The sequence below is a fragment of the Type-D symbiont of Plautia stali genome (genome assembly GCF_001485335.1).
In the GTDB taxonomy this organism is placed as follows: Bacteria; Pseudomonadota; Gammaproteobacteria; order Enterobacterales; family Enterobacteriaceae; genus Pantoea; species Pantoea vagans_C.
Genome location: NZ_BBOC01000015.1, coordinates 57437 through 72372, shown reverse-complemented (window position 1 = coordinate 72372; position 14936 = coordinate 57437). Strand labels below are relative to the sequence as shown.

13 protein-coding genes are annotated in these 14936 nt (G+C 56.8%); 1 reads left to right on the top strand and 12 read right to left on the bottom strand.

Annotated elements, in window-relative coordinates; translation table 11 throughout:
• Positions 1-116: 116 nt before the first annotated feature.
• The 11 genes from PSSD_RS07140 to PSSD_RS07095 all read right to left on the bottom strand — a co-directional run bounded on the left by PSSD_RS07140 (position 117) and on the right by PSSD_RS07095 (position 12995).
• Positions 117-614, bottom strand: coding sequence for a TIGR00645 family protein (locus tag PSSD_RS07140; RefSeq protein ID WP_039328365.1), 498 nt, complete (start codon positions 612-614; stop codon positions 117-119).
• Between the two features lie 54 nt (positions 615-668).
• Positions 669-3344, bottom strand: coding sequence for a two-component system sensor histidine kinase KdpD (kdpD, locus tag PSSD_RS07135; protein WP_058970198.1), 2676 nt, complete (start codon positions 3342-3344; stop codon positions 669-671).
• A 140-nt stretch (positions 3345-3484) separates the two neighbouring features.
• Positions 3485-4057 carry a potassium-transporting ATPase subunit KdpC gene (kdpC, locus tag PSSD_RS07130; protein WP_058970196.1) on the bottom strand — a complete coding sequence of 191 codons (573 nt, stop codon included), beginning with the start codon at positions 4055-4057 and terminating at the stop codon, positions 3485-3487.
• Positions 4058-4068: 11 nt separating this feature from the next.
• Positions 4069-6117 carry a potassium-transporting ATPase subunit KdpB gene (kdpB, locus tag PSSD_RS07125; RefSeq protein WP_058970193.1) on the bottom strand — a complete coding sequence of 683 codons (2049 nt, stop codon included), beginning with the start codon at positions 6115-6117 and terminating at the stop codon, positions 4069-4071.
• Positions 6118-6124: 7 nt separating this feature from the next.
• Positions 6125-7804 carry a potassium-transporting ATPase subunit KdpA gene (kdpA, locus tag PSSD_RS07120; RefSeq protein ID WP_058970191.1) on the bottom strand — a complete coding sequence of 560 codons (1680 nt, stop codon included), beginning with the start codon at positions 7802-7804 and terminating at the stop codon, positions 6125-6127.
• Positions 7804-7893: a K(+)-transporting ATPase subunit F gene (gene kdpF / locus PSSD_RS26190; RefSeq protein WP_100701897.1), complete on the bottom strand. Its 90-nt coding sequence runs from the start codon at positions 7891-7893 to the stop codon at positions 7804-7806. The genes kdpA and kdpF overlap by 1 nt, the downstream gene beginning before the upstream one ends.
• Before the next feature lie 108 nt (positions 7894-8001).
• On the bottom strand, positions 8002-9165 hold the full coding sequence (locus PSSD_RS07115) for an HD-GYP domain-containing protein (RefSeq protein ID WP_058970189.1): 1164 nt from the start codon (positions 9163-9165) through the stop codon (positions 8002-8004).
• Between the two features lie 186 nt (positions 9166-9351).
• Entirely contained in the window at positions 9352-9684 is a 333-nt protein-coding gene (locus PSSD_RS07110) for a HigA family addiction module antitoxin (protein ID WP_039337346.1), read from the bottom strand.
• 42 nt (positions 9685-9726) lie between these two features.
• Positions 9727-10035 (bottom strand): type II toxin-antitoxin system RelE/ParE family toxin, encoded by a 309-nt coding sequence (locus tag PSSD_RS07105; RefSeq protein ID WP_058970187.1) that lies wholly within the window; start codon positions 10033-10035, stop codon positions 9727-9729.
• A gap of 625 nt (positions 10036-10660) precedes the next feature.
• A complete protein-coding gene (locus PSSD_RS07100) occupies positions 10661-11620 on the bottom strand; it encodes a 2-hydroxyacid dehydrogenase (protein WP_058970185.1) in 960 nt (319 codons plus the stop codon).
• Positions 11601-12995: an MFS transporter gene (locus tag PSSD_RS07095; protein WP_058970183.1), complete on the bottom strand. Its 1395-nt coding sequence runs from the start codon at positions 12993-12995 to the stop codon at positions 11601-11603. The genes PSSD_RS07100 and PSSD_RS07095 overlap by 20 nt, the downstream gene beginning before the upstream one ends.
• Before the next feature lie 434 nt (positions 12996-13429).
• Here PSSD_RS07095 and PSSD_RS07090 point away from each other — a divergent pair, with 434 nt between their 5' ends.
• A complete protein-coding gene (locus PSSD_RS07090; protein WP_058970181.1) occupies positions 13430-14344 on the top strand; it encodes a sugar ABC transporter substrate-binding protein in 915 nt (304 codons plus the stop codon).
• 85 nt (positions 14345-14429) lie between these two features.
• Here PSSD_RS07090 and PSSD_RS07085 read toward each other — a convergent pair whose 3' ends face one another.
• Positions 14430-14924 carry a GNAT family N-acetyltransferase gene (locus PSSD_RS07085; RefSeq protein WP_058970179.1) on the bottom strand — a complete coding sequence of 165 codons (495 nt, stop codon included), beginning with the start codon at positions 14922-14924 and terminating at the stop codon, positions 14430-14432.
• Positions 14925-14936 lie beyond the last annotated feature (12 nt).

Below are 14936 nucleotides of genomic sequence, written 5' to 3'. Positions count from 1 at the left end.
AAAGGGCCTCGACGGATGACGACGGGGGCCTCCCCTTACAGGCCCGTGCCCTACCAATCTTGCACAAACCGTAGCGGCGCAATTCATTGCGCGATCCCTTCGCCATTTATTGCGAGTTACTTCTTCTCCACCTTCGACATATTATCCAGCCAGCCCATCACAAAGGCCGACAGCACAAAGGTCAGGTGAATAATCACGTACCACATCAGCTTGCTGTTATCGACGTTGCGCGCGTCCATAAAGATGCGCAGCAGGTGGATCGATGAAATCGCCACAATCGAGGCCGCGACTTTGTTCTTCAGCGAGCCGGAATCCATTTTGCCCAGCCAGCTCAGCTTCTCTTTGTTCTCATCAATATCCAGCTTAGAAACAAAGTTCTCATAGCCAGAGAGCATCACCATCACCAGCAATCCGCCGACCAGCGTCATATCCACCAGTGACAGCAGCAGCAGAATCAAATCGTTTTCCGCAATGCTGAAAATATTGGGCAACAGGTGAATAATTTCCTGGAAAAATTTGATGGTCAGCGCCAGCAGCCCCAGCGAAAGTCCAATGTAAACCGGGGCCAACAACCAGCGCGATGTATACATCAGGTTTTCGATAAAACGTTCCATAATTTCCCATTAATCAACAAACAAGTGGTCGAGTATAACCGAACTTGTGTGAAGTTATTTCAGCCCTTCTTCAGAAATTTCAGGGGCCGCAGGCAGCGGCAGCGACAGACGAAACTCCGCGCCGCCTGCCGGGCGGTTTTCCGCCCAGATGCGCCCACGATGGGATTCAATGATGGTTTTACTGATCGCCAAACCCAGCCCGACACCCGGCACAGCGGACTCCTTATCCCCACGCGCGAATTTATCGAAAATACGCGTCATGTTTTCCGCCGCGATACCCGGACCGTTGTCCCACACCGCAATCTCCAGCCGCTCGTTATCACGCCATGCACGAATACCGTGCTGGGCCGCGTTGCCAGCATACTTCAGACTGTTTTCAATCAGGTTGGTAAACACGCGTTCCAGCATGGCGCTGTCGCCTTTGATTAGCACCAGCTCTGGCGGCAGATCGAGTGTAAAATCGTGCCCTTTCAGCGACGGTCCCATGCTGCTTAACGCACCGCCAATCACCTCATCCAGCGCCACCCACTCATCACGCAGGTTAAGGCCACCGGACTGGATACGCGCCATATCCAGCATGTTGCTTACCAGCCGAATGGTGCTGAGCGTCTGTTCGCGAATTTGATTGGCTTGTCCGACATATTTTGAGTCTTCCCCCGCCAAATCGAGCATCAGCATCTCCGCCTGGCCAAACAGTACCGTCAGCGGCGTGCGCAGGTCGTGCGACAGCGCAGACAGCAAGGCATTGCGCAGCTGCTCACGCTCTGCTGCCAGGCGTGAAGCCGCCTCACTCTGCGACAGCGCCATACGTTCTAGCGCGTTGGCGATCAGTACGGTAAAGGTTTCCACCAGACGCTGCTGTTCCGGGATCATCAGCTGGCGCAGGTTTTCCGGCTCCACCACCAGCAAGCCGCGACAGTGATTGCCGCTCTTCAACGGCAGGATCTGATAAGGCACTGCGGGCAGTGTGTCCGTGCCCGCTCCCGCCGGTTGCGCCTTGCTGAAGCTCCATTTTGCGATGCCGAGATCCGGCGGTGTGCCGATGCTGTTCTCTCCCACCGCCTGCAACTCGCCCTGCTCATCCGGCAGCAACAGTTGGCTGCGCGCCTGCAGGGTGACATCAATCACCCGCTGGCTGGTGGCGGCGATATCCTGCGGGGTAAGCGCGCTGCCCAGCGATTTCGCCATCTCATACAGGTGTCGCGCACGCTGTTCACGATAGCGCGCCACTTTGGCCTGATAACGCACGCCAGCCGTCAGGTTCCCGACAATCACCCCCACCGCCAGCATCACCGCAAAGGTCACCAGATACTGCAAATCCGACACCGCCACCGTGCCGGTGGGTGCCACAAAGAACAGGTCGAAGGCGAGGATGTTGATCACTGTGGCAAACACCGATGGCCAGCGCCCGAAGCGCAACGCCACCAGCACCACTGCCAGCAGGTAAATCATTACGGCATTGGCCGGATCGAACTCCACCAGCAGCCTGCGCCCCACAATAGTGACCAAAATGCACAGCGCAATCGCCATCAGGCAGCCACGCAGATGCAGCCGCCATTTATCGCTGCTGGCTGGTTTTCCTCCCAGCGGATGCGGCGCATCGCGCACCGGTTCATCTAATGCCACCACCAGCAAATCAAGATCGGGGCCGAGTTGGCCCAAACGCTGCGCAAAACTGTCACGTCGCCAGCGCCGCTGCGGCTGGCGTCCGGTAACAATTTTGCCGAGGTTGTGCTCGCGAGCGTAGCGCAGCACCGCTCGCGCTTCATCAGGATCGGACAAGGTGGCGGTTTCAGCCCCCAGCTCCTGTGCCAGTTGCAGGGTGCGCAAAATCCCGCGCCGACGCGCTTCCGGCAGGCGATTCAGGCGTGGCGTTTCAACATAGACCGCATGCCATTCGCTGCCGAGGCGTGCCGCTAAACGGGCCGCAGTACGCACCAGTTTCTCGCTGCCGGTGTCATCACCAATGCACAGCAGGATGGCATCACGCGTGTGCCACACTTTGTCGCGGCCCTGCTGATCGCGCCAGGCGCGCATCTGGTCATCCACGCGGTCTGCCGTGCGGCGCAGCGCCAGTTCTCGCAGGGCAAACAGGTTGCCTTTACGGAAGAAGTTTTCAATCGCACGTTCGGCGCGATCGCCCACGTAGACCTTGCCCTCTTTCAGCCGCTGGCGCAGATCGTCTGGAGGCAGATCCACCAGCACCACTTCATCGGCGCTATCGAAAAACGGATCGGGCACGGTTTCCCGCACCTGAATGCCGGTCACCCCGCCGACCACATCGTTGAGGCTCTCCAGATGTTGCACGTTAACGGTGGTAATCACATCAATGCCCGCTTCCAGCAGCTCTTCGATGTCCTGCCAGCGTTTGGGATGGCGCGAGCCTTGCACATTAGTGTGCGCCAGTTCGTCCATCAGGATCACCGCAGGATGGCGTGCCAGCGCTGCATCGAGATCGAATTCGGCATGGCGTGAGCGCCCGGTGGCGCGACGGGGAAGCACCGCCAGACCGCTGAGCAGCGCGGCAGTCTCTTCACGTCCATGGGTTTCCACCACGCCCGCCAGCACATCGAGGCCTTGCGTGCGTAAGCGCTGTGCCTCCTGCAGCATGGCAAAGGTTTTACCTACGCCTGCACAGGCGCCGAAGTAGATTTTCAGCTTGCCGCGATGGCTGTCGCTATGGTTAAGCAGCAACGCATCGGGGTCAGGGCGGGTGATGTCGTCGTTCATTCGTCATCCATTTAACAGCATCGTATTGCGCAACGAATTGCGTCATGACAATCGGTGCGTCCATTGAAACGGTCGCCATAAATGGCGCCCCTACAGAATCGTAGGGTGCGCATTTATGCGCACCAGGCCGCATCGCATCATTATCCCTGCAACGCATCCAGCGCCATATTCAGCCGCAGCACGTTCACCCTCTCTTCACCGATAAACGGCAGCAGCGGACGTTCGGTGTTGCGGGCAATCAGCGCTTCGACATCCTTCAGCGCCATATTGCGCGCCGCGGCGATACGCGGCGCCTGCCACAGTGCTGCTTCGGGTGAAATATCGGGATCTAAACCACTCGCCGAAGCGGTGACCAACTCCACGGGCACCGCAGCGGGCGCTTGTGGATTAGCGCTGCGCAGCGCGGCCACCCGTTCCGCCACCGCTTTATCCAGCGCCGGATTACTCGCCGCCAGATTGCTGCCACTGGAAGCCAGTGCGTTGTAAGGCGTATCGCCTGTCGCTGACGGGCGGCCCCAAAAGTGCCCCGGCTGGTCAAACAGCTGCCCGATCACATCAGAGCCGCGCACTGCACCATCTTGCTTAATCAATGACCCGTTGGCCTGCGCCGGGAACCACCACTGCGCTAAGCCGGTGGTGAGCAGCGGATAGACCGCACCGGTCAACAAGGTGAGCAGTATTAACAATACAATAGCCGGACGTAACTGACTCATTTCTCTTCTCCTTAAACCAGGCCAAACAGCGTCAGCAGCAGGTCGATGGCTTTAATACCTATAAATGGCACCACTAATCCGCCAACCCCGTAGATCCACAGGTTGCGACGCAGCAGTGCAGCGGCACTCATCGGGCGATAACTCACGCCTTTTAGTGCCAGTGGAATCAGGAACACAATCACCAGCGCGTTGAAAATCACCGCCGACAGAATCGCCGAGTTTGGTGAGTGCAGCGCCATCACGTTCAGCATATTGAGCTGCGGATAGGTGGCAGCAAACGCCGCGGGGATGATGGCAAAATACTTTGCCACGTCGTTGGCAATACTGAAGGTGGTGAGCGAGCCGCGTGTCATCAGCATCTGTTTACCGATGTGCACCACTTCCAACAATTTGGTCGGGTTGGAGTCGAGATCGACCATGTTGCCCGCCTCTTTCGCCGCCTGAGTACCCGAGTTCATCGCCACCGCCACATCCGCTTGCGCCAGCGCAGGCGCATCGTTGGTGCCGTCACCGGTCATCGCCACTAATCGCCCTTCGGCCTGATACTGGCGAATCAGCGCCAGCTTGGCTTCCGGCGTAGCTTCCGAAAGGAAATCATCCACCCCCGCTTCCGCCGCAATGGCTGCCGCCGTCAGCGGGTTATCACCGGTGATCATCACGGTTTTGATGCCCATTTTGCGCAGTTCGGCGAAACGCTCTTTGATACCGCCTTTGACGATATCTTTCAGCGCCACCACGCCCAGCACCTGCGCACCTTCCGCCACCACCAGCGGTGTGCCCCCGGCACGTGCCACCTCTTCCACGCTGGCGTTGACTTCTGCCGGGAAACGACCGTGATTCGCTTCGATATGGCGGCGAACCGCGTCGACTGCGCCTTTGCGAATCAGACGATCCTGCACGTTGACGCCACTCATACGTGTCTGCGCCGAGAACGGAATAAAGCTGGCTCCCATACTGCTGAGATCGCGCTCGCGCAGGTTAAATTTCTGCTTCGCCAGCACCACAATGCTGCGTCCTTCCGGGGTTTCATCCGCCAGCGAAGCCAGCTGTGCGGCATCCGCCAACTGCTGCTCAGTGACGCCCGGCGCAGGCATAAACTGCGTGGCCTGACGGTTACCCAAGGTGATGGTGCCGGTTTTATCCAGCATCAGCACATCCACGTCACCAGCGGCTTCCACCGCACGCCCGCTGGTGGCAATCACGTTAGCACCCAGCATGCGGCTCATCCCCGCTACCCCAATCGCCGACAGCAGGCCACCGATGGTGGTCGGAATCAGGCACACCAGCAATGCCACCAGTACCGTCACGCTGACCGGTGTGCCGCCATAGGCGGAAAATGGCCACAAGGTCGCGGTCGCCAGCAGGAACACAATGGTCAGTGACACCAGCAGAATGGTCAGCGCTATCTCGTTCAGCGTTTTGCGGCGTTTGGCGCCTTCCACCATGGCGATCATGCGATCGAGGAAGGTTTCACCCGGATTGACGCTACACTGGATCACCAGCCAGTCGGAAAGAATACGCGTACCACCAGTGACCGAAGAAAAATCGCCGCCGGATTCACGAATGACCGGAGCAGACTCCCCGGTAATCGCGCTCTCATCCACTGATGCGCCGCCCTCCAGCACTTCACCGTCACAGGGAATGATGTCACCGGCTTCCACCAGCACCACATCACCTTTACGCAGCGTATCGGCCGCCACGTTATGCCATTGGGCACCGTAACGCGCTTCCGCCAGCTTTTTCGCATCGCTGGTTTTACTGATGCCTTTCAAACTGTTGGCCTGCGCCTTGCTGCGCCCTTCCGCCAGCGCTTCGGCGAAGTTGGCAAACAGCACGGTGAACCACAGCCAGATCGCGACACCGGCGGTAAAGCCGGCATTGCCGCTTAAATGGCCGCTCAGCATGCCGATGGCCAGCAGCGAGGTCAGCACGCTGCCAAGCCACACCAGGAACATCACCGGGTTGCGCACCTGCACACGCGGGTCGAGTTTTTTCACCGCATCGAACACGGCGGTGCGCGTTAACGCCGCATCAAACAGCGCCAGTTGTTGACGACTCATGATTCCGTTATCCCTGAATGAGTTGCAGATGTTCCGCTACCGGGCCGAGTGCCAGCGCGGGGATAAAGGTCAGTGCCCCCACCAGCAATACGGTGCCAATCAGCAGCGCGATAAACAGTGGGCCGTGGGTCGGCAGCGTACCGTTGCCCACCGGCTGGATTTTCTTCGCCGCCAGCGAACCGGCAATCGCCATCACCGGAATGATGATGCCGAAGCGCCCCACCAACATGCAGAAGGCCAGCAGCAGGTTCCAGAACGGGGTATTGGCACTTAAACCAGCAAAGGCACTGCCGTTGTTGTTGGCAGCCGACGAGACGGCGTACAACACTTCGCTGAAACCGTGAATGCCTGGGTTGGCCATCCCGGCGCGTCCGGCGTCCGTCATCATCGCCAGTGCGGTGCCCAGCAGGACCAGGGTAGGCGTCACCAGAATCGCCAGTGCGGTCATTTTCATCTCCCACACGTCGATTTTTTTCCCCATGTACTCCGGCGTACGACCGATCATCAACCCAGCGATAAACACCCCAAGCAGCACGAACAGCAGCATGCCGTACAGACCCGCCCCCACGCCGCCGAACACCACTTCACCCAACTGCATCAACCACATCGGCACCATACCGCCGAGCGCGGTGAAGGAGTCATGCATGGCGTTGACCGCACCACATGAAGCAGCGGTGGTGATCACCGCAAACAGGCTGGAGTTGAGAATGCCGAAACGCGTCTCTTTGCCTTCCATGTTAATGGCGCTGTCCGCCCCCAGCGTCAGGAAGTGTGGATTGCCGCGCACCTCAGCCCACATCACCGTGATCACCGCCAGCACGAACATAATGGTCATCGCCCACAGCAGCATGTGGCCCTGACGACGGTCGCCCAGATGCTGGCCGAAGGTGAAACACAACGCAGCCGGGATCAGGAAAATACTCAGCATCTGCACAAAGTTGGTCAGTGCGGTCGGGTTCTCAAACGGGTGGGCTGAGTTAACGTTGAAGAAGCCACCGCCGTTGGTGCCCAGCATTTTAATCGCCTCCTGCGAGGCCACAGGACCGAGCGGCAGCGTTTGCTGCGCCCCTTCCAGCGTGGTAAGGGCATGGTAAGGTTCAAAGGTCTGGATGCTGCCCTGAGAGACAAAAAACAGCGCCATCACCAGGCTGATCGGCAGCAGCACGTAGAGGATGATACGCGTCAAATCACGCCAGGCGTTGCCCAGCGTATCCAGTGAGCGATTGGCAAAGCCACGGATCAGCGCAAACGCCACCGCGATACCGGTCGCCGCCGACATGAAGTTTTGCACCGTGAGCCCCGCCATCTGGCTGAAATAGCTCACCGTACTTTCGCCCGCATAAGCCTGCCAGTTGGTGTTGGTGACAAAGCTGATCGCGGTGTTCAGTGCCAAATCCCAACTGAGATTAGGCAAGTGCTGCGGGTTGAGCGGCAGCGTGCCTTGCAGCATCAGAATCGCCAACAGCACCCCAAATCCAAGCGCATTGAACAGCAGGATTGCCAGCAGATAGTGTGGCCAGCGCATGGCCCCCCTCTCCACACCCGCCAGTCGCCACAGCGCGCGTTCGGTGCGCGGCAGCAACGGCTTGTCGGCCACCAGCAGCGCCAGAAAACGCCCGAGCGGTTGCGCCAGCACCATCAGCACCAGCAGGAATACCGCAATCAGTAAAAATGCATTCGCAGCCATCAGAATGCCTCCGCATTAAGCAGGGCATAAATCAGGTAGCCCAGTAGAATAAACACCAGCACGATGCCGGCAATCACGCCCACGCTCACAGCAACCTCCAGAGGATTTGGTAGTGCTGCAAGCATGCGCGGCGCGGCATAAAGAAGGGGTAAAAAGGCAGGAATCTGGCGTAAAGAAAGTATAAAAATGCTGTGGAATTAAGCGGTTTCCAGCGCCCAGATGCGATTAAGATCGACGTTTTGCCACAGGCCGCTGTCTTCGGCACCGGTGATGCTGTCGGTACAGAATGAGTCACCGAGATCCAACTCTTCCGGTTTGACTTCGCGCTGCGCATGCAGCGACCAGAACACATGGACTTTCGGTTTCAGCAGGGATTTTTCCCCGGCCTTGACCACCAACGCCACGCGTCCAGAGGCCAGCCGCACCAGCGACCCTACCGGATAGATGCCGATGGTGCGCACAAAGGCATGCAGCAGCGTATTATCGAAGTGACCGCGCCAGCTCAGCATGTTGTGCATCGCCTCTGCGGGCGTCCATCCCTTACGGTAAGGGCGATTGGAGGTCACCGCATCATAAACATCACACACTGCGGCCATACGCGAGAACAGCGAAATTTCCTCGCCTTTGAGGCCATGCGGATAACCACTGCCATCGACTTTTTCATGATGGTGCAGCGCGATATCTAACAGGTCTTCACCGGCATCGGCCTCCATCAACAATTGCGCCCCGGTAATCGGGTGCTGGCGCATGATGGTGAACTCTTCTTCGGTGAGTTTGCCCGGCTTGTTGAGGATTTCCAGCGGCACGGCGGCTTTGCCGACATCGTGCAACAATCCGCCCATGCCTACACGGCGCTGTTGGTGCTCATCCAGACCGATTTTCTTGCCCAGCGAGATCATCAGTCCGCACACCGCCATCGAGTGCAGATAGGTGTAATCATCATGATTCTTCAGGCGCGCCACGCTGAGCAGTGCCGTGGGTTCACGCGTGATGGAACCGGCGATGTCATCAACCAGGTCCAGCATGTAGTCGAGATCCAGCCCCTGCCCCATACGCGCTTCGTTGAACATTGCCAGCACTTGCGGTTTACCTTGCTTGAACAGCGATTGCGCCTGATCCAGCTCTTTGAAAAACGGGGTTTGAGGAATCTCTTTTTTCGGTTCAGGCTTCGCGGGTGCCTGTACCGATTTGTCGAGATCGATCCATAACTGCTGGATCCCCTCATTGCGGATCATCGCGATCTGGCGCTTATCAGTGATCAGCATTTGGTTACGAATGCGTTTGTCCTTGAGCCACCAAACCTCCAGTTTGTGGATGAACATTCCTTGCCGCAGTTCGTCAACGGTAATCAGCTTTATCACGATATCTCTCCTTAATATCAGTGGATGGTAAGGAGAGGTATCGGCAGCTGAGCAAATAATCTTCAGGAGTGATTTGTGCTATCGGGTCGCGGCGTGATGTCGCGCATAGCGGTAGCGGCAGTGTGGGGGGTTCACTTCATGAATTGCACCGCTACGTTTTATGTAGGCATGCGTGTCTGGTGCTTTTCAGGCAACCTGAATCCCACGCTGCGCTAAAAAGGTATTCAACGGCGTGACACGACTTAACTCTTCTTGGGTGCGGGCATCATTTTCCACTTCCCACTGGTCCTGATAGCGTTGCAGGTTGAGCCAGAAATCGACAGAGGTCGCAAATACCGCCGCTAAACGGTACGCCATCTCCGTGGTCATTTTGCGGTTGTTATTGACCAATGCACTGGCCGTATTTCTGTGTACATTCAGCATCTCAGCCAAGTCATTGACTTTAAGATGAAGGGGTTCAAGGAACTCATATTGCAGCACATCACCTACACTGGTGGGCTTACGCTTTGCCTGATTCATTTCGGCTTCTCTTCACTGTTAGTTTCCGACCACATACAGTCGTTATTGGTAGTGTCTGTAACTATGCGGATCGAGATAAAGATCGCTGGCTTCTCCATTTATCCAACGAAAAATAAGCCGATATTGCTCATTTACGCGGATAGCGTAATAACCCTGCAAGGGGGGGTTTAGAGTTTCCAGACGTTTCCCGGGTGGCGATCGCAGATCATGATACGTTCTGGCGGCATTGATAATGTCGAGTTTGCGCGCCAGTGCGGATTCAATCGACTTGGGGAGATGTCTGTGCGGTGTGGCATAGATAAAAAATTGCTGAAGCCAATCATCTCTAAAATGTTTGATTGTACCCGTCATTTGCTTCCTGCCTGAAAGTAAAACTTGCGGGAAAGCTAATGACAGAATGCACAGCATTCAAGTGCATAATTTAACATTATAGTCAGTATTTGAAGGGGATTACAAAAAGATTTTGGGATTCAGTAAAACATCATGAGACGCGTTCGCAGACTCGCATGACGCAATAAATTGCGCCTTGGTGTTAAGGGCTAAATCATTGATCACCCTACGAAAACCACGCACGATCGTCGTAGGGTTGCCATTTATGGCGTAATGCATGTCAGTTAAGGACTCAGGCTGCTTATTGATAAGTGGCCTGTCTTTTCTGTGCGGGCTCTGCCGCCACTACTGCCCCCTCTGGGCCGTCCTCGCGCCGCTAAAGCGGTACCTTCGACTTCCACGTCGTGCCGGGGCAGGCATCCGCAGCGCTGAACGGAGAGAGTATGCCAGGAGAGCCCGCAGGACGCGGGCGAAAGGTGGCGCTGGAACATGGATGTTCCATCGGCACCGGTCCGTAAGGCAGACGAATGAAGTGAAGGTACCGCGTAGCGGCGTGAGGACCGCCAGCCCCGGTGCGACCCCAGACGGCGTTATCGTCAGTCGCTTAACTGACGAGCATTCTGCCAATAATGGCGACCTGCAAGCCTTACACCACCCGCGTCAGCACCGCTTCGCCCTGCGAGAACGCCAGCAGGTTTTCAAATACCAGGTCGGCCATCGCTGCCATGGTTTCAACGGTGCTGCTGGCGAGGTGGGGGGTGATCACCACGTCATCACGCGTTAATAACGCCGCTGGCACTGACGGTTCCTGCTCAAACACATCCAGACCGGCACCGGCAATCTCACCCGCTTCAAGGGCCGCGATTAACGCCTGCTCATCCACTACGCTGCCGCGCGCGATATTGATCAGGAAGCCCTTTGGCCCCAGCGCACGCAGCACCTCGGCATTCACCAGATGATGGGTCGAGGCACCGCCCGGCAGGGTCAGCACCAGGAAATCAGCCTGCTTTGCCAGTGACAGCAACGAATCGTGGCGGGTATAAGGCACATCCGGGCGCGAACGTGGGTTGTAAAAATGCACATCCATATCAAATACCTGCGCGCGCTTTGCCAACTCTTTACCGATACCGCCCAGCCCAACAATGCCGCACACCTTCCCGCCCACTTTGGTGGTCAGTGGATAACGCCCCTTCGCGAGCCACTCCCCGCCGCGCACATAGCGGTCGGATGCGCTGATGCGGCGCGCCACATCCAGTAGCAGCGCCATACCGGTATCCGCCACACAGCTGTTCAACACTCCCGGCGTATTGGTCACCACAATGCCACGCGCTTCGGCAGCGGCGATATCAATCGCGTCATAGCCGACGCCGTTACTGCAAATCACTTTCAGATTCGGCAGTTGCGCCAGCAACGCCGCGTTTGCGCCCATCAGGGCATTGCCGCTGGTCACCAGCGCATCAATACTGGCACCGTGCTGTGCCAGCCACGCGGCCTGGTCATCCTGCTGCCACAAACGCGAGGTGGCGAAATGCGCATCAAGGTTGTCCTGCAGCCGCTGCGGCAACAACGGGCCTTTCAGCAATACGTTAAACGGCTTTGATACCATCATGTTTCCCCTGTGTTTTATAGGATGCTACCGACGAATCTTGTTCATCACCGACACGCTCGATGGGGCCCATCACCAGCAAGAACAGCAGTGCTGCGACAATGCAGTGTGCACCAACGAACACCAGGCCAATACTGTAGCTGCCGGTCAAACCGACGATGATGCCGAACAGCAGCGGCGTGATGAACCCGGCCATATTGCCGATGCCGTTGAAAATCGCGCCCGCCAGACCTACCGCTTCTTTCGGTGCGGTGTCACTGACAATGGTCCAGGTGCCTGCGCCGGCCGCCACGCCCTTACCGAAGAAGGCAAACGACATAATGGCGATAATGCCCGCATTGGTCGGGATCACGGCAGCCAGAATCAGCGAGGCTGCCATCAGCATACCGACGATGTAGGGAGTTTTACGCGCCCAGGACAGGCTCCAGCCGTTTGCCAGCAGCTTGTCAGAGATGTATCCCCCGCTGATGCCGCCGAGGAAACCAAACAGCGCCGGCGCAATAGTGGCGAAACCGGCTTCCATAATGTTCATGCCACGTGCCTGCACCAGATAGATCGGGAACCAGGTGATAAAGAAGTAGCTGAGCGCAATGATGCAGTACTGCCCAATGTAGGCGCACCACAGCATGCGGTTGCTGAGCAGAGTTTTAAACATCGCTTTACTTAACGGCGGTCGTGCCTTGAGGGTTTGCGCAGAGTCGATGTCCACCAGCGCACCACCCTCCTCGATGTATTGCAACTCACTGGCGGAGACATGCGGATGCTGTTTGGGGCTACGCATGTACCAGCCCCAGATAAACACTGCCAGCACGCCAATACCGCCCAGCACAAAGAACGGCCACTCCCAGCCGAAGCGTGATACCAGCCAGCCTGACAGCGGCGAGAAAATTGCCACAGCAAAGTATTGCGCCGAAGCAAACAGAGACGAGGCGCGCCCGCGTTCCGCGCCAGGGAACCACATGATCACCGCACGCGCATTGGCCGGGAAACTGGGTGCTTCAATCAGGCCCAACGCAAAGCGCAGCGCAAACATCAATACCAGCGCCATGGTCATGCCGTTGGAAAACTCCCCAATAAAGCCCATCAGAATGGTGGAAACTGACCACAGCGCCAGCGTCACGCCATAGACTTTTTTGGTGCCGAAACGGTCGAGGAACAGGCCGCCGGGGATCTGACCGATCACATACGCCCAGCTAAATGCTGACAAGATCAGCCCAAGCTGGATCGCCGAAAGACCAAACTCCTCTTTGATCGCCGATCCAGAGATCGACAGGATCGAGCGGTCGGCATAGGCCACCACGGATAAAAACAGGATCAGACAGAGGATCCAGATTCGCACATGACTGTTCTGTTTACGGTTTTGACTCTGCAACATGGCTGAATTCCTCAATAAGGGAGCCTCCTGCTCCGAAGCGATGATGATCAGGAATACCGCTTAAATTTCGCTGTTCAGCCACTATAGAGAGCCTGATGCAAGCTGGTCATTGTGCGAATGGAGGAATCCACAGGTTGATTTCACCTGAGTTTTGGCATCTGCCACAACACGAGGTGCGGCGCTGCACAGATTCCCAAATAACCTGATGCTTTTGCTCTGGAATGTGCGCCAGCCCTGAGAAAAAACTTCGCAACATAACTATGAGCCTGCAAATCGTGATGCACCCGTGAGCAAAGTGTGCGCTGCACAGCAAAATCCATTCATGTCGATTGTCAGCATGCTGGCCGCCTCGTAGGCTGAAATTGATTTCAATGATCCATTTTACTTTTCATTGGAATATTCATTCTAATAACAAGCTTACCCTGGAGTCCGCGATGAAAACCCTCAAGGCAATACTGTTGCTTGGCCTGCTGTCCAGTTCAGCCTCTGCGCTGGCAGAAAAAATTGGCGTGTCAATGGCTTACTTCGATCAGAACTTTTTAACCATTATTCGCCACTCCATTGATAAAGAAGCTAAAGCGCGCGGACTCGATGTGCAGTTTGAAGATGCACGCGGTGATGTCGGTCGCCAGACCGATCAGGTACAAAGTTTTATCGGCGCGGGTGTGGATGCCATCATTGTCGATCCGGTTGATTCCGCCAGCACCCCACAACTGACCAAGCTGGCGCAGCAGGCGAAGATTCCGCTGGTGTATGTCAACCGCACGCCAGGCGATAAAACCTTGCCCGCAGGTGTGGTGTTTGTCGGTTCTGACGAACGCGAGTCCGGCACTTTACAGATGGAAGCGCTGGCGAAAATGGCCAATTACAAAGGCAACGTGGCGATCATGATCGGCAACCTGACCGATGCCGGCGCACTGCAACGCACCAAGGATGTAGAACAGGTGGTGGCAAAATATCCGGGGATGAAAGTGGTGCAGAAGCAGCCTGCCAACTATGCGCGTAACGAAGGCATGGACCTGATGAACAACTGGCTCGGCAACGGCGAAGCGATTGATATTGTCGCCGCCAACAACGACGAGATGGCGATCGGGGCTGCCATGGCGCTGGCGAAAAACAACAAAAAGGTGCTGGTGGGCGGGATTGATGCCACGCCGGATGGCCTGAAAGCGATGGCACAAGGCAAAATGCAGGTCACGGTGTTCCAGGATGCCGTCGGTCAGGGCAAAGCGTCCGTGGATGCGGCGCAGAAGCTGATTAAAGGCGAGAAGATTGATTCACACGTGTGGATCCCGTTCGAGCTGGTGACCAAAGAGAATATGCAGAAGTACGTTGAGAAAAGTCAGTAACTGTTTCGCGGTCGCCATCAATGGCGACCCGATAACCCCTGTTGGGTGCGCATTTATGCGCACCGTTTCCAAGACCGCCCCTCATTTACTCTCGCAGTTTCGCCATCATCACGATGTCGTGATATTCGCCGTTACGCAGGCAGGCTTTACGCTTCACGCCCTCATGCTCAAAACCCAGGCGCTGATAGAGCCGTATCGCACGCGCATTATCGTGAAAGGCTTCCAGCTCAATGCGCTTCACGCCCAGCCAGTTGAACGCATAATCAATGGCGTTGCGGATCAGTTTCTCGCCAATCCCACGCCCACCAAAGGCGGGATCAACGCTGATGCCGAAGCTGATGCTATGGCGCGTACGTGGACGTTGTTCCACAAACAGCGTCAGTTCACCCACCATCTGCCCATCCAGCTCAGCCACAAAGCCGATACAACCCAGTGCATCCATATTCTCGAATTTCTTCTGCCACGTCTGCACGCTGGGAAACGGCAGCTGTGTGGTCCAGCTGTACACCTCAGGGTGGCTGTAAAGGCGTTGATAAGCGGCAGCATCGGCCGGTTCGCGACCGCGAATGATCAGATCCATGTCGGTAATCCC